The sequence below is a fragment of the Tuberibacillus sp. Marseille-P3662 genome, assembly GCF_900178005.1.
Lineage (GTDB): Bacteria > Bacillota > Bacilli > Bacillales > Sporolactobacillaceae > Marseille-P3662.
The window spans coordinates 368,856-392,147 of sequence record NZ_FXBS01000006.1 but is presented as its reverse complement, the minus strand read 5'-3'; the positions used below and the strand labels follow the sequence as shown (position 1 = coordinate 392,147).

Annotated in this window: 20 protein-coding genes and 1 other annotated feature; of the genes, 1 reads left to right on the top strand and 19 read right to left on the bottom strand. The window is 41.6% G+C overall.

Translation table 11 applies throughout. From position 1 onward, the window contains the following. Positions 1–8 precede the first annotated feature (8 nt). Positions 9–1,043, bottom strand: a complete 1,035-nt coding sequence (pheS, locus tag B9Y89_RS10425; RefSeq protein ID WP_085523177.1) for a phenylalanine--tRNA ligase subunit alpha — start codon at positions 1,041–1,043, stop codon at positions 9–11. A 60-nt stretch (positions 1,044–1,103) separates the two neighbouring features. After that, positions 1,104–1,339: a binding site (T-box leader), on the bottom strand. Positions 1,340–1,383: 44 nt separating this feature from the next. Further along, the gene (locus tag B9Y89_RS10420; protein WP_085523176.1) at positions 1,384–2,157 is read right to left on the bottom strand and encodes a TrmH family RNA methyltransferase; all 774 of its coding nucleotides are present in this window, start codon (positions 2,155–2,157) and stop codon (positions 1,384–1,386) included. Between the two features lie 96 nt (positions 2,158–2,253). Here B9Y89_RS10420 and sspI point away from each other — a divergent pair, with 96 nt between their 5' ends. Continuing rightward, positions 2,254–2,457, top strand: a complete 204-nt coding sequence (gene sspI, locus B9Y89_RS10415) for a small acid-soluble spore protein SspI (RefSeq protein WP_085523175.1) — start codon at positions 2,254–2,256, stop codon at positions 2,455–2,457. A gap of 47 nt (positions 2,458–2,504) precedes the next feature. Here sspI and B9Y89_RS10410 read toward each other — a convergent pair whose 3' ends face one another. From B9Y89_RS10410 to hydA, 17 genes are all read right to left on the bottom strand, one after another. Next, complete coding sequence (locus B9Y89_RS10410) at positions 2,505–3,101, bottom strand: Uma2 family endonuclease (protein ID WP_085523174.1); 597 nt, start codon at positions 3,099–3,101, stop codon at positions 2,505–2,507. Positions 3,102–3,259: 158 nt separating this feature from the next. Further along, positions 3,260–4,372, bottom strand: a complete 1,113-nt coding sequence (gene ald / locus B9Y89_RS10405; RefSeq protein ID WP_085523173.1) for an alanine dehydrogenase — start codon at positions 4,370–4,372, stop codon at positions 3,260–3,262. An 80-nt stretch (positions 4,373–4,452) separates the two neighbouring features. Further along, a complete protein-coding gene (locus B9Y89_RS10400) occupies positions 4,453–5,802 on the bottom strand; it encodes an aspartate aminotransferase family protein (RefSeq protein WP_085523172.1) in 1,350 nt (449 codons plus the stop codon). 17 nt (positions 5,803–5,819) lie between these two features. Next, entirely contained in the window at positions 5,820–7,283 is a 1,464-nt protein-coding gene (locus B9Y89_RS10395) for a CoA-acylating methylmalonate-semialdehyde dehydrogenase (protein WP_085523171.1), read from the bottom strand. Between the two features lie 131 nt (positions 7,284–7,414). Continuing rightward, positions 7,415–7,906, bottom strand: coding sequence for a hypothetical protein (locus B9Y89_RS10390; RefSeq protein ID WP_085523170.1), 492 nt, complete (start codon positions 7,904–7,906; stop codon positions 7,415–7,417). Positions 7,907–7,911: 5 nt separating this feature from the next. Further along, the gene (locus tag B9Y89_RS10385; RefSeq protein ID WP_085523169.1) at positions 7,912–9,474 is read right to left on the bottom strand and encodes a sodium/proline symporter; all 1,563 of its coding nucleotides are present in this window, start codon (positions 9,472–9,474) and stop codon (positions 7,912–7,914) included. Between the two features lies 1 nt (position 9,475). Continuing rightward, complete coding sequence (locus B9Y89_RS19040; protein WP_176222180.1) at positions 9,476–9,628, bottom strand: hypothetical protein; 153 nt, start codon at positions 9,626–9,628, stop codon at positions 9,476–9,478. 194 nt (positions 9,629–9,822) lie between these two features. After that, positions 9,823–11,283 (bottom strand): sodium:solute symporter family protein, encoded by a 1,461-nt coding sequence (locus B9Y89_RS10375; protein WP_085523167.1) that lies wholly within the window; start codon positions 11,281–11,283, stop codon positions 9,823–9,825. A 3-nt stretch (positions 11,284–11,286) separates the two neighbouring features. Further along, the gene (locus B9Y89_RS10370) at positions 11,287–11,508 is read right to left on the bottom strand and encodes a DUF3311 domain-containing protein (RefSeq protein WP_085523166.1); all 222 of its coding nucleotides are present in this window, start codon (positions 11,506–11,508) and stop codon (positions 11,287–11,289) included. Further along, on the bottom strand, positions 11,505–13,115 hold the full coding sequence (locus B9Y89_RS10365; protein WP_085523165.1) for an amidohydrolase: 1,611 nt from the start codon (positions 13,113–13,115) through the stop codon (positions 11,505–11,507). Before B9Y89_RS10365 ends, B9Y89_RS10370 begins: the two co-directional genes overlap by 4 nt. A gap of 17 nt (positions 13,116–13,132) precedes the next feature. Continuing rightward, positions 13,133–14,380, bottom strand: a complete 1,248-nt coding sequence (locus B9Y89_RS10360) for a M20 family metallo-hydrolase (RefSeq protein ID WP_085523164.1) — start codon at positions 14,378–14,380, stop codon at positions 13,133–13,135. 621 nt (positions 14,381–15,001) lie between these two features. Further along, entirely contained in the window at positions 15,002–16,237 is a 1,236-nt protein-coding gene (locus B9Y89_RS10355) for a Zn-dependent hydrolase (RefSeq protein WP_085523163.1), read from the bottom strand. 57 nt (positions 16,238–16,294) lie between these two features. Further along, positions 16,295–16,504: a hypothetical protein gene (locus tag B9Y89_RS10350; protein WP_085523162.1), complete on the bottom strand. Its 210-nt coding sequence runs from the start codon at positions 16,502–16,504 to the stop codon at positions 16,295–16,297. A gap of 21 nt (positions 16,505–16,525) precedes the next feature. Further along, the gene (locus B9Y89_RS10345) at positions 16,526–17,998 is read right to left on the bottom strand and encodes an NCS1 family transporter (RefSeq protein WP_085523161.1); all 1,473 of its coding nucleotides are present in this window, start codon (positions 17,996–17,998) and stop codon (positions 16,526–16,528) included. Positions 17,999–18,104: 106 nt separating this feature from the next. Continuing rightward, entirely contained in the window at positions 18,105–19,373 is a 1,269-nt protein-coding gene (preA, locus tag B9Y89_RS10340; RefSeq protein WP_085523160.1) for an NAD-dependent dihydropyrimidine dehydrogenase subunit PreA, read from the bottom strand. Positions 19,374–19,571: 198 nt separating this feature from the next. Beyond that, positions 19,572–20,927, bottom strand: coding sequence for an NAD(P)-dependent oxidoreductase (locus B9Y89_RS10335; RefSeq protein WP_085523159.1), 1,356 nt, complete (start codon positions 20,925–20,927; stop codon positions 19,572–19,574). A 535-nt stretch (positions 20,928–21,462) separates the two neighbouring features. Then, positions 21,463–22,884: a dihydropyrimidinase gene (hydA, locus tag B9Y89_RS10330; protein ID WP_085523158.1), complete on the bottom strand. Its 1,422-nt coding sequence runs from the start codon at positions 22,882–22,884 to the stop codon at positions 21,463–21,465. Between the last annotated feature and the right edge of the window lie 408 nt (positions 22,885–23,292).

Below are 23,292 nucleotides of genomic sequence, written 5' to 3'. Positions count from 1 at the left end.
ACCTCTCCTCACACACGCTTGAATTGCTTTAAGAATCGTTGGTCATTGGTGTAATAATGACGAATATCGTCAACACCATATTTCAACATGGCGATCCGTTCAGGACCCATGCCAAACGCAAAGCCTGTATAGACTTCAGGGTCAAATCCCGACATCCGTAAAACGTTAGGATGCACCATGCCAGCACCTAAAATTTCGATCCAGCCGCTATGCTTACATACTGGACATCCTGAACCACCACATTTGAAACAGGAAATATCCATTTCCACGGAGGGTTCCGTGAACGGGAAGTAATGTTGGCGCAGACGGACATCACGGTCTTCACCAAACAACTGCTTCACAAACACCGTTAAAACGCCCTTTAAGTCACTTAAACGAACATTTTTATCAACATAAAGACCTTCAATTTGTGTAAATTGATGCGAATGGGTTGCATCATCCGTATCACGCCGGTATACCTTACCAGGACAAATCACTTTGACGGGCCCTTGACCGTTATATGCTTCCATCGTTCGCGCTTGGACAGGTGAAGTATGTGTTCTTAGTAAAATCTCCTCGGTAAGATAAAAAGAGTCCTGCATATCGCGAGCGGGATGATTTTTAGGTAAATTCAAGGCCTCAAAATTGTAATAGTCGGTTTCCACCTCTGGACCTTCCGCGACGGAAAAGCCTAAACCGATAAACAAATCTTCAACCTCTTCGATGACAGTAAATAGTGGATGTTGACTCCCTTGATTAACAGGTCGTCCGGGCAAGGTCACATCTATGGCTTGTTCAGCTAGCTGTTCTTCTATCCGTGCTTGCTCCAATGTGGCATGTTTTTCATCGAGAGCCGCTTGGATGGCCTCTCGAACGTCATTAGCCATTTGGCCAATCACCGGCCGCTCTTCTTTCGACAATTTGCCCATGCCACGCAATATTTCGGTAATCGGCCCTTTTTTTCCTAAGTATGTCACTTTAATATCTTGAAGTTGCGATAACTGCTCTGCTTGTTGAATCGCTTGAAGGGCTTCACTTTTTAAAGCCTGTAATTTATCCTTCATATGCCTAACTCCTCCTTCTATACGCCTTTTCGAATATAAAAAAAAGCACCCCATCCCATAAAAAGGGACGGCGTACTCCGCGGTACCACCCTATTTAGCCAAATTGATACACTGTATCATTGACTCTCTTACAAAGAATAACGGTCTTTACCGGTGCATCTTTAACCTAAAAAAGTGTTCAGATGACTGCTCCAGAGCGAATTCCTAAAGATCAGTCCATAATTGCGCTTGCAGTCCATGACGCAATCTCCCTTAATGGTGATAGCAAAAGTACTACTCTCTTTCATAGCATCGATATTCGCTTAAAAACTCTCATAAAAGTATAAAGAATTTCACAGCGTTACGCAAGTCTATCACGTAATGTATACATCAAAATACCGCCGGCAACCGACACATTCAAGGATTCAGCCCGTCCAAAAATAGGAATTTGCACATTCACGTCTGTTTGTTGCAAATATGCCTCCGATACACCGGCACCTTCATTACCTAATAGCAGAGCAAAACCGCCGCGATGGTCAGATTCTAGTTGAAAGACATCAACACCTGTCATCATGGTTCCCATCACCGGGACCTTCTTGTCCTGCAATGTTGTCATCGTATCACTTATATCGGACTCAATCAGACGAATGTGGAAATGGGATCCTTGAGCCGAACGCAAAACTTTACTGTTATAAAAATCAACGCAATCAGCACCCACAATGACCGCATTGAAACCGCAAGCATCCGCCGTCCTGATCAACGTTCCCATATTGCCAGGATCACGAACAGCATCAAGAAGGAGATAACGACCGTTACTCATCATATTAAGCTTGTCCTGATACATCGGACATACCGCCATAATACCCTGTGGCGTCTCCGTATTTGCCAACGTGTCAAAAATGTCATCACTGAGGACAAACGTTTCCACGTCATCCTCCAACCAAGCTTGCCATTGCCGCGGCATTTCATAATCCGAAACCATAAGCAGTTGTTTGACTTGTCCAGCTTTAAGGGCTTCTTCAACAAGATGCGTGCCTTCGACGATAAAGGCACCCAGTTTCTCTCGATGTTTTTTTTGCTTTAACTTCATCCATTGCTTAACATTCAAATTTTGTCTAGATTCAATTGTTTTCACTACAGTAACTCCTTTTTGAGTCATTCCATATCTTATTACATATTTATCATATTTTAATCAATACTAAAAGAAAAAGTAAAGGAGGCGTATTAAAGCATGGATATTAATATTCGGCAAGCGATTAAGCATAACTTGTCCGATAATGACAATGAAAAGCTCCGTAGTACCGTGGTTGATGCTATTGAGGACGGTCAGGAAAAAATGTTGCCGGGCCTCGGTGTCATGTTTGAGATTATTTGGGAAAAGGCCAGTGATGAAGACAAAAATAAGATGATTGATCACTTGGCTGAAGGTGTGTAACAAGTGGCTGACCCAAATCCCGTATCATACCGAATGGTGCGGGATTTTTAGCTTTCAGAAAGGTTAGGGATATTTCCGATGATATCGTTCATGGAAAATGAAATACATTGGATATGTTTTGATTGGATGAAATCACTTCCGCCGTATACTTCAGGCAAGGCATACTGCTCGACGTCCAACACGTACTGTTCGAGGACCTGATTCTCAGGGTCAACAATCCAATATTCCGGTACTTCATAACGCGCGTACGTATCGAGCTTGATCTTTTTATCCCTTTTCGCTGAAGAAGGAGAAAGAATTTCCACAACCAAATCAGGGATACCTTCAATGCCTCCGTGCTTGGTAATAATGTGCAAGCGATCGCGGTGAACCAATACTAAGTCCGGCTGTTTAACTTCCTTCTCCGCTAACACCACATCAATCGGTGCATTGAAAATAACATAATCTTTTTCGCAGCTTTGTATAAACCTTTTTTGGATCTCAAAACTAATGAGTTGGTGATAGGATGAAGGAGACGGACTCATTAGCTGTAACATACCGTCATCTAGTTCATAACGATACCCATCATCAGGCATATTTACATAGTCATCATAAGTCATCGGCTGTTCACGAACGAGATCATTACGTTTCTTGTCTTCGGCCATCAGCCTAACCTCCCGGAATGTCGATTAATTGGATTATAACACAATTTGTTCGACAATTCTTTCATCTTTGCTTTGAAAACGTTAGGCCTCCTGGGGAACATACACTGTATCATGGCAAAAAGCCCTTCCTGGTATATCCACCGGGAAAGGCTATTCCGTCACAGAAGCGTTTCCGCTAACTTAGACTCAAGTCCGTGAGCTTTTGCTACAGCTTCATTGGTTACAAAACCATCAAGTGTGTTAATACCTTGGAGTAACGCTCCATCTTTCTTGGTCGCCTCGACATACCCGTCGTCTGCGATTTTAAGCACATATGGAACAGTGACGTTCGTTAGACCAATCGTGGAAGTCCGCGGTACGGCACCAGGCATATTGGCCACTGCATAATGAACAACCCCATATTTTTCATACGTTGGATCATCGTGTGTTGAGATCCGATCCGTTGTTTCGAAAATACCGCCTTGGTCAATCGCAACATCAACGATGACAGATCCCTTTTTCATACCTTGCACCATTTCATCAGTAACGAGTTTTGGTGCTTTTGCCCCTGGAATTAATACCGCGCCGATGACAAGATCAGATTCCTTAACGGAATTAGCAACATTTAAGGGATTAGACATCATCGTATTGATTCTATTACCAAAAATACCATCCAGTTCACGTAACCGTTCAGGATTGAGGTCAAGAATGGTAACGTTCGCCCCAAGCCCCATTGCAATTTGTGCTGCATTCGTGCCAACCATTCCCCCTCCAACCACGGTTACTTTGCCGCGTTTGACGCCTGGGATCCCACTAAGGAGAATTCCCTTGCCGCCCTTTGTCTTTTCAAGAAACTGCGCACCAATTTGCGACGCCATCCGCCCAGCGACTTCACTCATTGGGGTTAACAGCGGGAGGGAACCGTTCTTCAATTGAATGGTTTCATATGCGATTGCCGTCACTTTATTTTCAATCAACGCCTTTGTTAATTCCGGTTCCGCTGCCAGATGCAAATATGTAAACAAAATCAACCCTTCACTAAAATAGGGATACTCTTCGGCAAGTGGTTCCTTCACTTTCGTGACCATATCTACAGACCAGGCTTCATTTGTCGATTCAACAATTTTTGCGCCCACTTCCTTATATTGTTCATCTGTAAAACCCGAGCCGACTCCTGCATTTTTTTCCACATAAACCTCATGCCCGGATTTAGTGAGGTGATGGATACCAGAAGGAGCCATTGCTACCCGGTTTTCGTTGTTTTTGATTTCCTTGGGTAAACCAATTTTCATGTCTTTTCCTCCCCATAGTCTGCTACTAAAAAGAATGCACCCGCATAAAGGAATCCCGGCGGGTGCAACTGACGCCTCAACTATATTTTTAGAATCGCTTCTTTTAACGTTTTTACGAGAAAAGCGAAATCATCATCCGTCATACTAAGCGGCGGTGCCAACGTTATAATATTATTAAAGCCCGCCACGGTGTCGCCATTTTTCCCGATAAGCAATCCTTTTTCTTTACAGGCACCGATCACCTTGTTTAATTTTTCGGCTCGGGCCGGCTCTTTTGTCGTCTTATCCTCGACAAGTTCGATCCCCAAAAGGAGTCCTTTTGATCGGATGTCACCAACATGGGGATGTCCTTTCATTTCATCCATTTCCTTTGCAAGCTTGCTTCCGAGTTGTTCAGAACGTTCAACAAGATGTTCTTGTTCAATAATTTCCAAGTTTTTGAGAGCAACGGCGCACGAGGCTGGGCTTCCGCCGAACGTATTAACGTGGCGGAAATGGTCATATTCCTCCGTCCCTTTAAATGCTTCAAACAGCTCTCTTTTTACCGCTGTTGCAGATAAAGGGAGATAGGCGCTTGTAATACCTTTCGCCATGGTCACAATATCGGGTTTCACACCATAATTCATAAAACCGAATTTTTTTCCTGCGCGACCAAAGCCGTTGATCACTTCATCAACAATTAACAACACACCATGACGGTCGCAGACTTTCTGAACTTCTTGCATGTAGTTGTCAGGCGGAATCAACACACCTCCACCGGTAATGATCGGCTCCATAATCACCCCGGCGATTGTTTCATCGAGCTCCCAAGTGATCACGCGATCAATTTCCTCGGCGTACGCAAGTCCGATCTCTTCTTCTGATCCCGAATGAGGGCTACGATAAGGATCGGGCGGGGACACATGGATAAACCCTTGAGCCAGCGGTTCATAACGGTATTTTCGTTGTGCCTGACCCGTTGCCCCCAGTGTTGCCAGTGTGTTCCCATGATAAGCCCGATAGCGGGAAATAAACTTATGACGCCCCGGATCCCCGTTTTGCTGGTGATACTGCCTGGCAATTTTAAATGCAGTTTCATTCGCTTCCGATCCACTGTTAGAGAAGAAAATGATATAGTCATCGTCAAGCCACTCATTCAGTTTTTCCCCCAGTTCAATCGCTGGAACATGACTGTTTGATAATGGATAGTAGGGCATTGTTTTCAATTGTTCATAAGCAGCCTGAGCGAGTTCCTCACGCCCATAGCCGACGTTCACACACCAAAGGCCGGACATGCCGTCCAAATATTGATGACCGTTAACATCTGTCACCCAAGCTCCGCTGGCTTCAGAAGCAATGAGCGGTGGGGCCTCCGGATTATAGCGTTTCATCGCGTGCCAAACGTAGTTTTGATCTTTTTTTAACAGATCATGATTTGTTGTTGCAGACATCTTTGTCGCTCCCTTCATTAAAAGCGTGCAGTCACCATTTTTTTACGTGTATAGAATTCTACTCCATCCTTGCCGTTAACATGGAGATCGCCATAAAAAGAGTTTTTATTACCGGAAAACGGGAAGAAAGCCATCGGTGCCGGAACCCCTAAATTGATCCCTAACATACCAGCGTCAATATCTTCTCTAAAGGTGCGAACATTGCTGCCGTCTTGAGTGAAAAGGCAAGCACCATTTGCGAATTCCGATTGATTAGTGATTTCAATGGCGTCCTCTAATGTATTCACACGAATAACAGATAAAACGGGTGCAAAAATTTCATCTTGCCAAATCTTCATATCGGTTTTGACATGATCAAAGATCGTTGGGCCGATAAAATAGCCTTCATTATCATTTTCCTTGTCTTTTCTCCCATCTCGTGTCAACGTTGCCCCTTCGTTAATACCTGTTTCAATATAGCTTAACGTCCGTTCCTTTTGTGACTCCCGAATCACAGGGCCAAGGAATGCCCCTTCATCCATGCCATTTCCAATTTGAGCTTCATCCGCAGCTGCTGTTAATTTTTCAACCAATTGATCACCGGTACCTCCAACTGCTACAACAACCGAACAAGCCATGCATCGCTCGCCTGCTGAACCGTAAGCAGCATTAATAATTTGCGGTACCGCTGTATCCATGTCCGCATCCGGCATCACGATTGTATGATTTTTAGCACCCGCCAGTGCTTGCACGCGTTTACCGTAAGAGGCAGCCGTTTTGTATACATATTCAGCCACAGACTGTGAACCAACAAACGAGATGGCCTTGACATCATCATGGGACAATAAACCATTGACGACATCGTGGGCCCCATGAACAATATTGAACACACCATCTGGCAGCCCCGCTTCTTTTAACAATTCACCCAACCGATTAGCGAGAATCGGTGTTCGCTCCGATGGTTTGAGGACGAATGTATTTCCACATGCAATCGCAAGCGGAAACATCCAGGTCGGCACCATCATCGGGAAGTTGAACGGTGTAATGCCGCCAACAACCCCAATCGGATAACGGTACATCTCTGAATCGATGTCTGACCCAATTCCTGATAGGGTATCTCCCATCATCAAACTCGGGGCACCGGCTGCAAACTCGACACATTCAATGCCGCGTAACACTTCTCCATATGCCTCTTTGTAGCTTTTGCCGTTTTCTTGTGTAACCAGCTTCGCAAGTTCCTCATGATTGTCCGTAAGAAGTTGTTGATACTTAAATAAAACCCGGGCCCTTTTTTGGACTGGCGTTTTCCGCCATGATCGAAATGCTTCCTTAGCCGTAGCGACAGCGTTGTCAACGTCGTTTGAAGTAGACATCGGCACCTCTGCCAACGTCTCTCCCGTTGCCGGATTAGGAACCTTCTGATGTTCCAATGTGTTGGATGTCACCCATTTTCCGTTTATGAAGTTCTTTAGGGTTTGTATTTCGGTTGATGCTACAGTCATACGAACTCCTCCTCATTGAAATGTGAAAACATTGCATTTTCAGTCTATTATCATTATAGAATTGAATCTCTAATTATTCATTAGACACAAAGTAAAGGATTTAATGTAGCAATTAAACACACCCATACATTTTACAATGGATGGTATTTTCCAGTTATGGAGTCAACCGTCAAACAAAACCGATTTGCAGATTGAACAACGCCTTCCACAATCCAGTAAGGTCTAAAAAATATTTCTTGTTTTGACAGCTTAAGGTTTGGCATAGAAAGAATCTTCATTTTATATGAAATGGAATCGTACAAAAATGTTTCTGCGATTTCTTTTGCTTTAGCTGAGTCTAGCTTCCGTTGAATAATATTGTCATCCGATACTGATTGTTCGTTTAAGACGGGGGACATATCAATTAAAGACCCGGCTCCGTTCAAAGCATCAATTGTACAGCCGACTGTCCCACCATTTGGGTGCAAAAAACTTTTTCTTTCCAGTGAATATTCAAAAAAGAAGTAAGGATAAAAAACAAGTTGATCGACCGCAACTTTCATACCTGCATCCATTTTTTCCAAACTCCCTTTTATTTCATGACTATTAAAGCCTACATTCTGAGTTTTGATTGTCTCATTCATAATCGTCACCCTTTGATTGGAACATTATGTTCAATAAAGTCTGAAATATTTCTGGCTTCAGGCCCGATATCTCGAGCAATGTTCTTTTCAATGTTTTTAGGGAGTTTACGTGGACCTTTCGCTTCTTCAAACGCTTCTTTTATAGGTTTGGAGGGTGTGCATCCAAACTGATTACCAATGATCATCCCTAAAATCGAAACAATTAACCCAGCAAGAAAGGGGTGAAGTGCTGTAGCACTTTGCCAATCTAATGATGTCCATAGAATATTGGTAATGCCTCCGCTAATCATTGCACATAACACGCCGATTTTATTGGCATTTTTCCAATAAACAGAACACACATAAGGAACAAGAAAACTATTTCCAAGGGTGCCGAACGCAAAAATAACAAGAGTAAAAACTGACGGTGGCTGATTGATGGCAACAACAACGCCTATTATACCTGCTGCTAGGATACATAGCCGTGATACGAGAACCATTTTATTTTGATTAGCTTTTTTATCAATAAACCGTTGATAAACATCCCGGGATAAAATCGTTCCAGCCTGCATCAGAATAGAATCGGAGGTTGACATAATAGCGGCCATGATAGCTGATAATAGTATTGCTGCAAATATTCCCGGAAAGAATGTATAAGCAAGGGTTGGAATAACCATTTCAGGATCCGATAAATTTGGAAGCATAATAATCCCAATGAAACCGAGTAAATAAGGTGCATATGAAAAAAGCTGGTTGTATATCGCCGTCCATAAGGTAGCTGTTTTTACTGTTTTTGTGCTTTTCATAGACATATGTCTGACAACAACATGGGGAAGACCCATATAACCAATTGAGTAAATTAAGACTGCCCCTAAGATAACGCCCCACTGTCCATAGAATTTAAGATCCTTGCCCCATATACTCAAGTATGAAGGGTCAATGTGACCAAGAGAATGGTTTAGACCAGAGAGTCCTCCAACATGTATTAGCCCCATGACTAAAATCCCCAGTACTCCTAGAACCATGACAATGCCTTGGAAAAAGTCCGTCCAGACCACAGCTAAATATCCACCAACCACTGTATAGGCTATGATAGCACTAACTCCAATAATCAGTGCCCATTCATACGGTAGTCCTGTCAAAGATTCTAGAGCTTTGCCCGATGCAATAAACTGTGCAAAAACATAAGCAAATAAAAAAATAATAGTAATAATAGATCCTATGATTCTTACCATGGGACTTTCAAATCGTTTTTCTAAATATTCTATGGGGGATAGGGCTCCTAAAATTTCGGACATACGTCTCATTCTTTTTCCTAATACAGATAAGTTAACAATGCCGCCACCAGCATCTCCAATCGCATACCAGATTGCATACCAACCTTGTTGAAACGCTAATGCCGGACCACCTAAAAACATATAGCCACTCATTGACGTACTTTGCATTGTTAGTGCCGTAACTGCAGGTCCTATATTTCTATCTCCTAATAAATAACTATCAACTGATTTAGATGCTTTTCTGGAAAAGAACACGCCTACTGACAGTAAAGCAAGCAAATAAATTATGAAAACAATCGCATCAGTTCCCACTTCACTTCATCTCCTTCCCATCTGTCTTTGAGTCGTATTCTTCTTCTAATTTGTCATCTCGCTTCTTCCTGAAGTACATAAAAATACCTAGTCCTAACCAGATAAATGGCCATGGGAAAATTAACCAGAATGTTTCAGCGGGTAAATTGAACACTAAATCTCCCCCTTTTAAAATGAATGCGATTACATTTTGTTTTTCAATTCTCGGGATCATTCATAACCTTCTTTGACTTGAATGATCCCTCTTTAGTGTCAGTATATTAAAAAATCGTGTATTTTACGTTAGACGGAAAGTTAAATATTTCAGATAAAAATTAAACAAAAAGGATATTCTAATTGCTAAAAATTTCACCTTGCCCCTACATAATTGTTCACGGTTTCTTTCGCCATTGGTTTTGTTAAATAACTAATAACGATTAAAACAACAATATTAGCAATTAGCCCCAAAATACCGGGATGTATATCAAAAGGAGTCGAGGATGCAGCAAGCTGGTAATAATAGTTTACAATGGTTCCAACCAGCAAGCCGGTTATAACTGCAGGTGCAGTAGCTCTTCTCCAATACAATGCACTGTAAACACCTGGAGCAAATTGAACAATGGATCCATAAGCACCCAACAAAAGGGCTATTAAACCATCACCTCCAAATATGGTAATGAAATAAGCCAATCCGCCAATTACAACAACAGCAGCTCTCATAATCAAAAGGGATATTCTTTCGGATAAAGATGTCCAGATATTGTGAATGACACCATTTGTTAATTCAAGAGATGCACTGTGCGTAATAGCATCAGCCGAAGACATTGCAGCGGCAAGGGCTCCCGCGCCAATCAACCCGTAGAGCCAGCCTGGCATATTTAAAACTGATGTAATTAAATAAGGCAAAATTTCATCGGGTTTAACAGTTCCTACGTCAACAGACCCCACAGCCGCAAACCCAGCTAAAAGTAACGGGATAAGAAATAAAGCGAAAATGGGGTACACCAACACTGTTTTCTTAATCGTTTTGGGTTTGGAAGAATAAGATTTTGAAAATAGATGTGGCCACATTAACAATCCAAGAAGAGAGACCAAAATTGTTGTTGTATAGCTAACCGGAGACATTGTCGATCCTTCATGTCCAATTTCCAAGAATCCTGGTTTTGCTTCGTTGATTGCCGAAAACATTGAACCGCCATCCCCATGGAGCTGTACCACAACCGCAATACCGACAACCCAGGATATAATAATCATCAATAATCCTTGAAAAACATCGGACCAAGCCGCCGCCCGGAGTCCACCAGTCGCTACATAAACAACGACAATACCGTAAGCAATAAGGGCTCCAAGCCAAAACGGAACTTGACCATCCGTCATGATATTAAAAATGTAAGCCATACCTTTCATCTGTGTGGCTAAATATTGAATAAAAGCTAAAAGAGAGAGAATGCCAATCAAAATGGGTAGTGCCTTATTTTGATATCTTTTCTGAAAGAATCCGGAAACCGTATATAAGTCAAATTTGCGTCCAATTTTCCCAATTTTAGGGCCAATGATATACCAAGGTAAAATACCAAACGCAGTATAAACAATAATATAAAATGCCGGTGCGCCTCGCGAAAAAGCCCAACCTGGTGCTCCTAGAAAGGAAAATGCACTAAAAACAGCACCGCCCATTAAAAAAGATGTCACAACAAACCCTAATGTTCTTCCTGCAACGACATATTCATTGAGTGAGCTACTCTTGCCACGACCGGCCAAAACCCCTATCACGAGAGCAATGGCCAAGTATCCTATCATCATAATTAAAGCAAATTGCCAATCCTGCATCGTTTAGTCTTCCTCCTTCTTTTTGTTGTCTGGATCAATCAAGTAAAGCAAAACAATAAGAATAAAGGCCGTGATAATCCAAATAACAACCCAGAAGAAATTAAATGGTAACCCCAAAATAATAGGTGTAGAGGTATTAACGATTTCGAATATAGGAAAAATTAGCGGTAAAAAAGTAAGAAGGCTTACAACAGTGAACAAAACTTGAAATCTCTTTCTGCTCATTTTTCCACCTCCAATTCTTTTTGGTAGACGATTTCACCGTTAATAACTGTCATGTCAACCGCCATATCCTGAATTTGGTCCTTCGAGGTATCTAAAATTGGTCCATCCAAAACAACCAAATCCGCCGCCTTTCCTTTTTCAAGGCTTCCTTTTATTTTTTCCTCGAAACTAGCATAGGCACCGTTAATCGTATAAAGTCGGATTGCTTCATGTATGGAAATTTTTTGTTTAGTTCCGATCTCGCGTCCCGTTTTACTTAACCTTGTCACAGCTGCTTGAATGCCAACCAAGGGATCACAGGTTGTAATTGGACTATCCGAGCCCATAGCCGGTGTCATTCCTGCGTCTAAAAACGAGCGTACAGGGAACATCCAATTGACACGATCTCCATAATCCTCAAGATAGCCGTCTCCGAATTCCTGGATAAAGGCTGGATTCGGCACGGGCACAATGTTTAAATCTTTTTTTCTATTAATGAGATCCGGAGGGGTTATGCCTGAATGTTCAATGCGATGGCGATGATCCTCTTTTGAATGTTGTTGTAAAGCACTCTCAATACAGTTAATCATCATCTCAACGCCCTTGTCACCCATCGCGTGCGCTGTGAGCTGCCAACCCATTGAATGGGCTTTCCCCAAAATCTCATTTAATTCTTCCTGTGATAAATACAAGATCCCCGTATCATCAGGGTTGCTTGTATAAGGTTCTCTTGTTTTAGCCGTCGGTCCACTGCTGCTGCCATCGATAAAAACCTTTGCTGGTCCAATGCGAAATGTCTCATTCCCTAATCCCGTGAGCATCCCCGATTCTAATACCCTATCTAAAACCGTAGGAGAGTCACGTAAAGACCCGATTAACGTGTTGACACGTGTTTTAATATTACCCGCCTGAACAGCTTTAATCAGATATCTAAAGTGATCGTTATTATAACCACCCGCATCAGTGACACTCGTAATTCCTTTTTTAATAAAATCTTCTGAGGCAAGACGCAAGCCTTCCATGATTTCTTGTTCAGGATACTGTGCCTGAATAAACATGTTCATATGAGCCGCTTCTAACAAGACACCATTAGGGGTATCGTTTTCTCTTACAATTTTACCACCCGACGGATCAGCAGTTTCTGTTTCAATACCTGCAAGATCTAGTGCTTTACTATTTACAGTGGAGATATGTCCACAAGTTCTAACTATAATAATGGGGTGATCGGTGGATACTCGATCAAGATCCCAGCGGGTGGGGTGCCTTTTTTCATCAAGATCATTTTGGTTATAGCCCCATCCACGAATCCATTTTCCTTCGGATGTTTTTTCAGCCACTTGTTTCAACTTTTCTACCATCTCTTCAATACTGTTAACATCTTTACAATTGACTCCAAGCTTATTCGTTCCATATAATTCTAGATGAGCGTGTGCATCGTTAAAACCTGGAAGCAAGCTCCGGCCTTTTAGATCGATGATTTTAGTATGCGGCCCCCTAAAGGTATCCATTTCTCCATTACGACCGTGACCCAAAATTTTGTTTTTGCCAACAGCCAAAGCCTCACATACGGTGAACCGATCATCTACGGTAATGACTTCCCCGTTTTGAAAAATTAAATCGGCTTCCATTTAGCTCATCTCCTTTCTTAATGACGGATCTCATCTTGAACAATACGCACTGCGGTTCTGTACATCAGTTCTACACCTTCAGCAATGTCTTGGTAACTTGCATATTCAGCAGGGTTATGACTTATACCGTCTTTACACCGGACAAAAATCATACCATAGTCGCAAACCTGTGAAAGGGACAGAGCATCATGGAACGGGCCGCTCATCAGCTCTGGAGCATCAAGTCCCATCTCCTCGCTTTCGATCCTCATCATTTCTTTTATAGAATGATTACAGTAACTTGGATCATTCCTCATATCTTCCCGGATGGAGTAAGTCAGTTGGTATTTTTCTGCGGTTGTCTTAACAACCTTCATAAGTTCATTTTCGTATTGATTTCTACGATTGATATCGATATCTCGTAAATCAATTGTAAATTCTACCTTCTCCGGAATAATATTGCGTGAATCCGGAAATACATGCAGACTACCGACTGTACCGACCGTACTTGCATTCGGATCTTGTTTGACAATATTATCAAACTGTGAAATCACCTCAGAAGAACCCACCAATGCATCCTGCCGTAGATTCATTGGAACTGAACCTGCATGGCCAGCAAATCCTTCAAAGGACACCGTCATCCACAAAGGACCGGAAATGCCCGATACGATTCCGACCGGTATCTCTTTTTTCTCTAAAACAGGCCCCTGTTCAATATGTAATTCGATAAATGCTTGAATATCCCCCTCGCTATATTCAGAGCGTTCCATATCATCCGGATTACAACCAAAACTCTCCAATGCTTGTCTTCGACTAACACCATTTTTATCCTTACGTTCAATTTCTCCCGTCTCTAATTGGTCCGTAATTCCTCTAGAACCGAAAGTTCCCTTTCCAAAGCGGCTTCCTTCCTCATCAGCAAAACAAATGACCTCGACCGGAATTTTAGATTGAATCCCTTGTTCCATCATCGTTTGAGCAACCTCCAAAGCTCCCAATGCTCCGGCTGTTCCGTCGAAACGTCCACCATAGGGTTGGGAATCAATATGTGAACCTATCATTAAAACAGGAGCGTCCGGATTCTTACCTTCCAATTTTCCAATCAAATTCCCAAAATTGTCTATTCGTGCTTTCAAACCAGCTTCTGCCATCCATCCACGAACCACCTCCACTGCTTCACGATCTTCTTCGGAATGAGCAAGACGTCGGACACCTGTTTCTCCGATTTTTCCAATCTGTGAAAGTTGCTCTAAATGAGACTGTAGTCTCTCTCGATTAATAGACATATTAACACCTACCCTTATTCAATAATTAAATGAATATTGTGTTTTATTAACATTTTATTTAAAATTTAATTTGCCATCATGTAACTTTTTGTTATTTGTGAAGGCGCTAGTTTTTACACTTTGTCTATCATCCTTGAAAATTTAAATAATGAACTCACAAATGTCATTAATAGGTTCACGCTCTACACTGAGATAACAATAAAATACTCACCGGGAAATTAGGATTCACAACGGCTTCATGCAGGTTTGAAAATTAGAAAAAATATACCTCCAGTCTTCCCGGAGGTATATAGATTTCTATTCAGCTAGATACTTTTTAATGATGGATTGAAACAAATCAATGTCTTTGGGATATTTTTCAACCTCAACATATTCATTCAATCAACAACCTATCATGGTTTCTTTTATGTTACAAAAATCGTAAAATGAAACTTCATATTTTTTAACATGATACACGGATTGATGTAACATTGTGGAAGGGTTTATGGAACCCAGTAATCACCTAGCTATGGAGCTCGATATCAATGCATATTATTTCGGATGCGGTTTCTATTAAAAATGGTTGAAAGAAATCTATAACCTGGATTTCTCTCAACCATTCGCTATCGGACATAGTTAAACTTAATTTTTTACTAGATCTAAAACAGTTTGTAACATCACATTAACCCCGTTTTCACAATCCTCCCAATGTGTCAGTTCATCTTCCGAATGACTTTTGCCGTTTATACTCGGTACAAAGATCATGGCAGTTGGAATATAGGTTGCAATAAACTGTGCATCATGACCGGCACCACTCACCATCTGCTTATACGAACACCCGATATTTGTCGCTGATTGCTCCAGTGAGTTGACGAGTTTTTCATCAAACCATACTGTATTACGGTCCCATTGTTTGGCTGTTTTTACGTCACACTTTTCTTTGCCGGAGGATTCCGGAAGCCCTTGAATAATTTCCTCCACTTGTCTGATGATCTTGGCATCTTGGTGTCTTGCCTCCAAAGTAAACACAACCTTATTTGGGATAACAGTATGAATGTTTGGAGTTACATTCATACGGCCGATCGTATAGACCAATTTATCATCCAGTTTATTCATTTTCTCACGTATTTCAGTAATCAGATTATTGGTAGCGAACAAGGCATCTTTGCGCATTGGCATCGGTGTTGTACCGGCATGGTCGGAGTCTCCAGTAACCTCGATCTCATAATTGACCATACCAACAACCCCTTCCACGACACCAATATTCAGTGATTCACTTTCTAACACTGGCCCCTGTTCAATGTGTAACTCTAAAAAAGCAGCTGCATCTTTTAAGCGATTGTCTTCCTTCCCTGAAAATCCGCTGTTTTTAAGCGCTTCCTCAAATGTTACGCCATCTTCATCCATTGACTGTAACATGGTTGATTTATCAAACTTTCCTGAAATCACACCGGAAGACATCATTGCGGGTTCAAATCGTGCACCCTCTTCATTTGTAATATTGGTAACCACAATAGGCACTTGTGGCTTGATACCATTATCGATGACCGTGCGGACGATTTCCAGTCCTGTCAGTACACCAAGCACACCGTCAAATCGGCCACCCTTTTTCACCGAATCTAGATGCGAGCCCACAACGACTGGTGATTTATCATTGTCGATTCCTGGTAATGTGGCATACATGTTGGCCATATCATCAGACACGACTGTCATCCCAAGCTTTTCACACTCGGATTGAAAGTGCCTTCTTACTTTAATATCCATATCCGATAGCGCTAAACGTGTGACTCCATTGTTTTTGGTACTGCCAAAATCGGCGAACTCTTCAACGGTATTCTTGAGTCGTTCCCCATTAATGAGTACTTTTTGTTTTTCCATATTTGTCGCCTCCAATTATATCCCCGCTATATAGCACTAAAACCTTTATTCAGCCACTTATTTTTGCTGCTTGATGCAGCGTATCGCAAAGTTCTTCCGGCTATCCGGATTTGTTAACAGCATCGTTTTTTTATCGGACGTCATTTTATTCTCGAATTCTACCACATCACCATCAAGAGTGCCTCTTAAACCAGTTATGATATACCCGTTTTTAATCAATTTATCAACTTGATTTTTTTCCGCTAGAAAAGTATCATATCCTGACAACGCTATGTCCCTCCTTTTAGGTTACCCAATCACTTCTTCCTGTCTATCTCCACTATTTTCGTCAATTACCCAATCACGTCCAACGGTAATGCCAAGATACTTTTCATCACTTGGATCTTCTATTTCTGCCTGTGGAAATTTATTAAAATACCAGTACTTAGCTAATACAAAGTATATGGTTCCGGCTAAAACAAAACCAACAATAAATGAATAATCGATGACCAAAATAGCAACAGCCCCGCCAATCGCCCAGGCAATAAAACCGGCAATGTTTATCCCGCCGTGATATTTGAATTGCCCCTTATGTTGGTAAAGTTCCTGAACATTGACCCGTCGCTTCCTTAAGAGATAATAATCAACAAAGAGAATCCCGCTTATCGATGACAAAACGGCCCCAAAAAATAACAGCGCCTGCGTCAATATTTCATAGACACTCCAAGGCTGAATAATCGTTCCCACAATCCCAACAATAAATACAGCTATCGCATTAGATGCTTTAGGCCCAAGCGCATTTGTAAAAATAGCGGCAGCTGGAACAATGTTTGCGGCCGTATTCGTCGACCACTGCGTCAGTACAATCATAAGAAGTAGCATCGCCAGCATCCAGCCGGAAGCTGTCTCTTGAAGGGCAATAACTGGGTTAGAACTGCCTGCTACCATAAAGGCTGCAGCACCAATCATGATCATAAATGTTTCCGTCAGTGGCAGGGCAATTAGACTGCCGATCAGATTCGTTCTGTTTCGTTTAAACCAATTTTTCTCATATTTGGGTGCTTTAAAAAATCGCGATATCGTTGGTATATCACAACCTAACGTTGCCCAGAAGCCCATATTGGCAAAAATGACGATCATAAACGCTGTTAACGCCGCGCCACCAGTAACCGGATTTTCTGCCCAAGCCCAAACATTATTTCCGTGTTCGATGATATCTGTTGTCAATGTGTGGTAGATGATTAAGGATAAAATAATAATGATTGGAGCCGCAATGTCAGCAAAGCGCTCCACCCACTTAATACCAGAAGCAGTGTTGATCAGCTGCACAATGGCAAATATAATATAGCATAACAACCAGTTATCAAATCCAGAATTGATGGTATGGATAATGGAATTGATTGCGGTTGAACCAAAATACGTATTGAGTCCAAACCAAAATGATGCTGTAACTGCTCGTGCTAGAGAAGGGATATGGGTCCCAACGATACCAAAAGGCGCCCGCATATAAACTGGAAAAGACAAGCCATGTTCAACCCCTATATCTCCAACGATCGAAATAAATATACCAACTGCGATACAACCGATTAATGTTGCCAGTACGACCCAGGGTAAGGTGATACTTTGAACTCCGGAGGCGCCAATATTAAAGGTTGCTAAAAGTATGGCCATCCCAATCCACATTGAAAAAAATCCCATAACACCAATCTTCCGCTTATGATAACTGATTGGAAGTAAATCCGGTGATTTTAGATGCGAATTGTTTTTATCAGTCTTTCCCATCGTCTGCCTCCTTTTTATTCGGGCAAATTATGTTACCCGATTTTTAAATGTAGCAGCAACTATACCTTCCTTAACATAAGAAATCAGATCAAATTCTCTCTGATTATTATTTGCTATTTAGTGTTTGCAAAGCCGTCTCCCGGTCACTCCAAGACATTGGCGGTTCAGTTGGCGCAAGATCCATCATGTCGATGGCTCCCTCAACCGGACAAACAATCGAGCAGAGGTTGCAGCCGACACATTCGTCTTCCCTGACCTTCAAGTAATCATTACCGTTTTCATCTACTAACATATCAATACACTGATGGGCAGTATCTTCACAGGCGATATGACACTTGTTGCAATTAATACAAATATCATTATTAATCCTGGCAACGATTCGATGATTCAAATCTAGATCGCTCCAGTCAGTGAATTTTTCGACTGATTCACCTATAATTTCACTTAAAGAAGTAATCCCTTTCTCATCTAAATAATTGCTTAACCCCTCGGTCAAATCATCGATAATGCTGAATCCGTGATGCATGGCCGCTGTACAGATTTGTACGCCACCGGCACCCATCAGCATAAATTCAACCGTATCTTGCCAAGTGGAAACGCCGCCTATTCCTGAAATTGGAATATTGATATCCGGCTGCCGCGCACATTCCCCGATCATATTGAGGGCAATTGGTTTAACCGCCGGTCCGCAGTATCCGCCATGCGCTCCCTTTCCATTAACATTAGGTGTTGGATTCCACGTATCAAGATCAACGCCTATTAGACTATTAATGGTATTAATCATACTTACCGCATCAGCTCCACCGCGTTCAGCAGCTTTTGCTGTCGCAGTTATATCTGTAATATTTGGTGTTAATTTTGTGATAACCGGTACTTCCGCAACTTCCTTCGCATATAATGTTGACTTTTCGACTAAATCCGGATGCTGGCCGACCGCTGATCCCATACCGCGTTCAGACATGCCATGTGGACAGCCAAGATTTAATTCAAAGCCATCTACCCCTACATTTTGAACACGTTTGACAATTTCATGCCATTTATCTCGCTCCGGTTCCACCATTAATGAGGCAATAATAGCTCGATCCGGAAATCGTTTCTTCGTTTCATAGATTTCTTTTAAATTATCCTCAATTGGTCGATCAGAGACTAATTCTATGTTGTTAAAACCGGCTACCCGCTGACCGTTAAAGTGATATCCACCAAAACGCGAGGTAACATTTAAAACCGGCTCACAGAGCGTTTTCCATACAACACCTCCCCATCCGGCCTCAAATGCACGTTGTACCTGATACCCAGAATTAGTCGGTGGTGCGGACGCGAGCCAATAAGGGTTAGGGGACTTAATTCCTGCAAAATTGATACTAATATCGGCCATAATCATCCTCCAATCATGAGTTTTCCTTTAATTTATATTTGCTTAAAAGATGTTCAAAAGACTCGTAAAAATGACACATCGAATATCTTTGTTGGCTTGCTTTTCCGCCGTTCACTTATTAATTGGATACGTTCCATTGTTCAAAACTATACCGCCTTGAAACCTGTGGCTCCTTATTCCTCCGTCTGAACACCCATTCTAAACTTTCAATTGTTGATGTACCGCATGGGCTGTCTCTTTTCCCTGCTGTGCAGCAGATACGGCCATAGCTTCACCAACGCCCTTTTCAAATACCACATCACCAGCAGCATAGACTTTCGGATGGGAAGTAAGGAAGTTTTCGGGATTCACCTTCACAACACCATCATAATGATCCAGTTCAAATTCATCTATGAGCTGATGATGCCGTGTTTGACCGATGGCTTTAACCATAATATCAATATCCATTAAAAATTCAGATCCTTCTATTTCTACCGGTCTTCTGCGTCCATCTGATTCCGCTTCTTGTAATGCCATGCGAACACATTCCATCTGTTTGACATGACCATTTTCGTCACCGATCAAACGCTTAGGCGCAATCATCCATCTAAACTCAACACCATCTTGTTTCGCAAACTCATATTCGAAATCATACGCTGACATTTCCGATTCAGATCTCCGATAGAGAATTTTAACATTATCGGCACCAAGTCTAACTGATGTTGTCGCACCATCGATCGCCGTATTTCCTGCTCCAACCACAGCGACACGCTTCCCGGCAAATTCGGTTGGATATTTTCCATGCTTTGTTTTTTCAACTAAATCAATCGCGTCGTAAATCCCTGCTAAACCTTCTCCTTCAATACCTAACATCGGTACCTTTGACATGCCCGCCGTGAGTATGACGGCATCATAATCATACACAAGATTATCCGCATCAATATCTTTACCAACTTCGGTATTTGTACGAATTTCAACACCTAAGCTTTCAACCTGCTCCACTTCCCATAACGCAATATCCTTAGGGAGTCGAAATGGCACAATACCGTGGGTGTCTAATCCACCAGCCTCACCCTTAGCTTCAAAGACCGTCACCGCATAACCTATCCGTCCCAGTTCACGGGCTGCCGATAAACCGGCTGGACCACTGCCAACAATCGCAATTCGCTTTCCGTTTTTCTCTCCCGCTTTAAATAGTACTTGTTCATTTTTAATTGACCAATCGGTGGCAAAACGTTGTAAGTCCCCAATCATAATCGGTTTCGTGGAATCATTGAGTACACAAGCGCCCTCACATAATTCCTCAGTCGGACAAACCCGTGCACAGCTTGCTCCGATCGGATTTTCCTCCATAATGGTTTTGGCCGAACCTTTTAAATTTCCAGATGCAATCTTTTTAATAAAACCAGGGATATCAATGCCAGTAGGACAGGCATTGATACATGGTGCATCATAGCAATATAGACAGCGATGTGCTTCATCTAATGCTTCCTGCGCATTATAACTGGGCTTGGATTCATCAAAATTCTTTGCCAGCTCTCCCCCTGACAGCAAATTTTGTAATAAATTATCCAATGATAATCCTCCTTTCAGGGTTCATCAATTAAAAATAACTCATGACCCAACTCTTTTGACATACCTTCATACTTTTGATTCGGAAGCCACCCCCTAAATATCCGGTGTTCGACGTGTCCTCCTTTTGGATAAATAAATAGTAAGCGGTTACATATCACAGTTAATATTTTAACTTTTCTTAATTAATTATACATTTAACAATGTGTAATTAATAATCAACTTTTATTAGTCATTTTGTCTTTTTAAAGCGAATCCCAAGCAAATAACTATTAAGCGATTTTGGAACTACGCCGGGAAACCCAGCATTTTACATGGGATAATTGGAATCCTAAAGATGACTTATTTTACATACTGTCCAATGATAAAAATAATAACCACCCAAAGCTTGTCTAGGCTTTAGGGTGATTACTTTTTCATGCGAAATGCGAACTGCCTCAAGAAAGGGCAATTGCATCATACCGCTAGTGCTAGTAACACTAGAGGTTGGCAATCTCATCATAAGCACAGGAATCTTTTATTAAATTAACACCAAACTTCACACGCTCTTTAATTCTTTATCAGCCTTTGTGTTATCAAAGCAAGACGCAAATGGTTTCCCGGTGATAAACTTGCCATCGCCTTTCTTACCAACAAATTCACCATCATCAACAACGAGTTTACCGCGAAGGAATACTTTATCCACTTTTCCTTCCTGTTTATATCCTTCATACGAGCTGTAGTCAACACCATGCAAACTATTTTCATTAGAAATAATAAACGATTCATTAGGGTCATACAAAACAATATCGGCATCCATACCAACGCCAATATGGCCTTTGCAATGATCCAATCCCATATTTTTAGCTGGTGTAGTGGCAAATAAATCAACAAATCGTTGTCTTGAGATCTTGCCCGTGTTTACGCCATGGGTCCAAAGAATTCCTAAGCGATTCTCGACACCTGGTGCGCCATTTGGGATATTAGTAAAGTCATCAACACCCATATGTTTTTGCGATTTCCAGTCAAATCCACAATGATCCGTACTTATCGCGTTTAACCAGCCATTATCGACCGCTTCCCATAAAGCTTCCTGATCTGCCTTGGTACGTAATGCCGGTGACATTACATATTTGGCGCCTTCAAAATTGGGTTTAGCTAAATCATTTTCATCAAACATTAGGTATTGGACACACGTCTCACCATAAACCGGCAATCCATCATTTTTAGCAGATCTAATGGTTTCCATAACATTTTTTGCGGTAACATGAACGATATAAACAGGAGCCTCTGCCATAGCGGCTAAATTGATCACGCGTTGGGTTGCCTCCAGTTCCACCCGTGCCGGTCTTGATAACGCATGATAATATGGATCAGTCTTACCCTCAGCGATATATTTCTTCTGTAGAATATCGATCACGTCAGCATTCTCAGCATGAACCATCACGGTAACTCCGGCTTCCTTTGCCGCATTTAATGCTTTGTAAAGAGCCTCGTCATCACTGTGAAATGGCATCCCTTTATAGGCCATAAACAATTTAACAGTTGAAATGCCTCTATTCGGTAAATTCTTAATTTCCTCAAAAGTTGTATCCACTGGATCACAGACAACAGCATGGTACGAATAATCCACCATGGCCTTTTGGGACACTTCATTCTTGTCAAATTCAAAAATCGTGTCGGCCATGCCTTTTCCTTGTTCCTGATTGACAAATTCCACAACCGTTGTCGTACCACCGGCAACTGCTGCATTAGAAGTTTCAAATCCTCTTACCCGTTCACCTTTAAATTCAAACGAATAATGGACATGTTGATCAACTCCGCCTGGGAGAATATATTTCCCGTTGGCATAAACGACATGGTCAACTGTAGCATCTATTTGTTCACCAACAGAAACTATCTTTTCTCCTTCGACTAATACATCGCCAACAAATTCGTCGATAGCCGTTACAATCGTTCCATTTTTAATTAATGTACGCATGTATATCCTCCTCCTAAAATTTGTGAGCGACTGACATGATGTCGATATCTCTCCTATGTTTTGGTCGCTAATTTTCTTATTGCACTCATTAATAAGTCACTCCCCTACTTTAATGTCTGCCTTACTTGTGTATCCTTGGGACAATGGCTTTTCCCACCCATACACGTAATAAAAATATTCTGCTGACAGGTTGGAATCACCCGCTCCATTTTTGATGGGTTTCAGATTTCCTATCCATTTCACCATCAATCATTGTTTTATCACTTAGATCATTTGATAGTTTGCTCGTTCCGGATGAAGTTTTGTGAAAGCGGATTCAAATTAAACTAGGATATATTTAAATTCAGTAATTCAACTATATCTAAACTAGAAATTGATTTCATTTACCAGACCGTAAAAAAAATAGCA

Bases quoted from the DNA above. Each gene is read 5' to 3' on its own strand.
- pheS (WP_085523177.1), bottom strand. From the start codon at position 1,043: ATGAAGGATAAATTACAGGCTTTAAAAAGTGAAGCCCTTCAAGCGATT.
- B9Y89_RS10400 (WP_085523172.1), bottom strand. From the start codon at position 5,802: ATGTCTGCAACAACAAATCATGATCTGTTAAAAAAAGATCAAAACTAC.
- B9Y89_RS10390 (WP_085523170.1), bottom strand. From the start codon at position 7,906: ATGAATGAGACAATCAAAACTCAGAATGTAGGCTTTAATAGTCATGAA.
- B9Y89_RS10360 (WP_085523164.1), bottom strand. From the start codon at position 14,380: ATGTCTATTAATCGAGAGAGACTACAGTCTCATTTAGAGCAACTTTCA.
- B9Y89_RS10375 (WP_085523167.1), bottom strand. From the start codon at position 11,283: ATGCAGGATTGGCAATTTGCTTTAATTATGATGATAGGATACTTGGCC.
- sspI (WP_085523175.1), top strand. From the start codon at position 2,254: ATGGATATTAATATTCGGCAAGCGATTAAGCATAACTTGTCCGATAAT.
- preA (WP_085523160.1), bottom strand. From the start codon at position 19,373: ATGGCCGATATTAGTATCAATTTTGCAGGAATTAAGTCCCCTAACCCT.
- hydA (WP_085523158.1), bottom strand. From the start codon at position 22,884: ATGCGTACATTAATTAAAAATGGAACGATTGTAACGGCTATCGACGAA.
- B9Y89_RS10395 (WP_085523171.1), bottom strand. From the start codon at position 7,283: ATGACTGTAGCATCAACCGAAATACAAACCCTAAAGAACTTCATAAAC.
- B9Y89_RS10410 (WP_085523174.1), bottom strand. From the start codon at position 3,101: ATGGCCGAAGACAAGAAACGTAATGATCTCGTTCGTGAACAGCCGATG.
- B9Y89_RS10370 (WP_085523166.1), bottom strand. From the start codon at position 11,508: ATGAGCAGAAAGAGATTTCAAGTTTTGTTCACTGTTGTAAGCCTTCTT.
- B9Y89_RS10345 (WP_085523161.1), bottom strand. From the start codon at position 17,998: ATGGGAAAGACTGATAAAAACAATTCGCATCTAAAATCACCGGATTTA.
- B9Y89_RS10355 (WP_085523163.1), bottom strand. From the start codon at position 16,237: ATGGAAAAACAAAAAGTACTCATTAATGGGGAACGACTCAAGAATACC.
- B9Y89_RS10365 (WP_085523165.1), bottom strand. From the start codon at position 13,115: ATGGAAGCCGATTTAATTTTTCAAAACGGGGAAGTCATTACCGTAGAT.
- ald (WP_085523173.1), bottom strand. From the start codon at position 4,372: ATGAAAATTGGTTTACCCAAGGAAATCAAAAACAACGAAAACCGGGTA.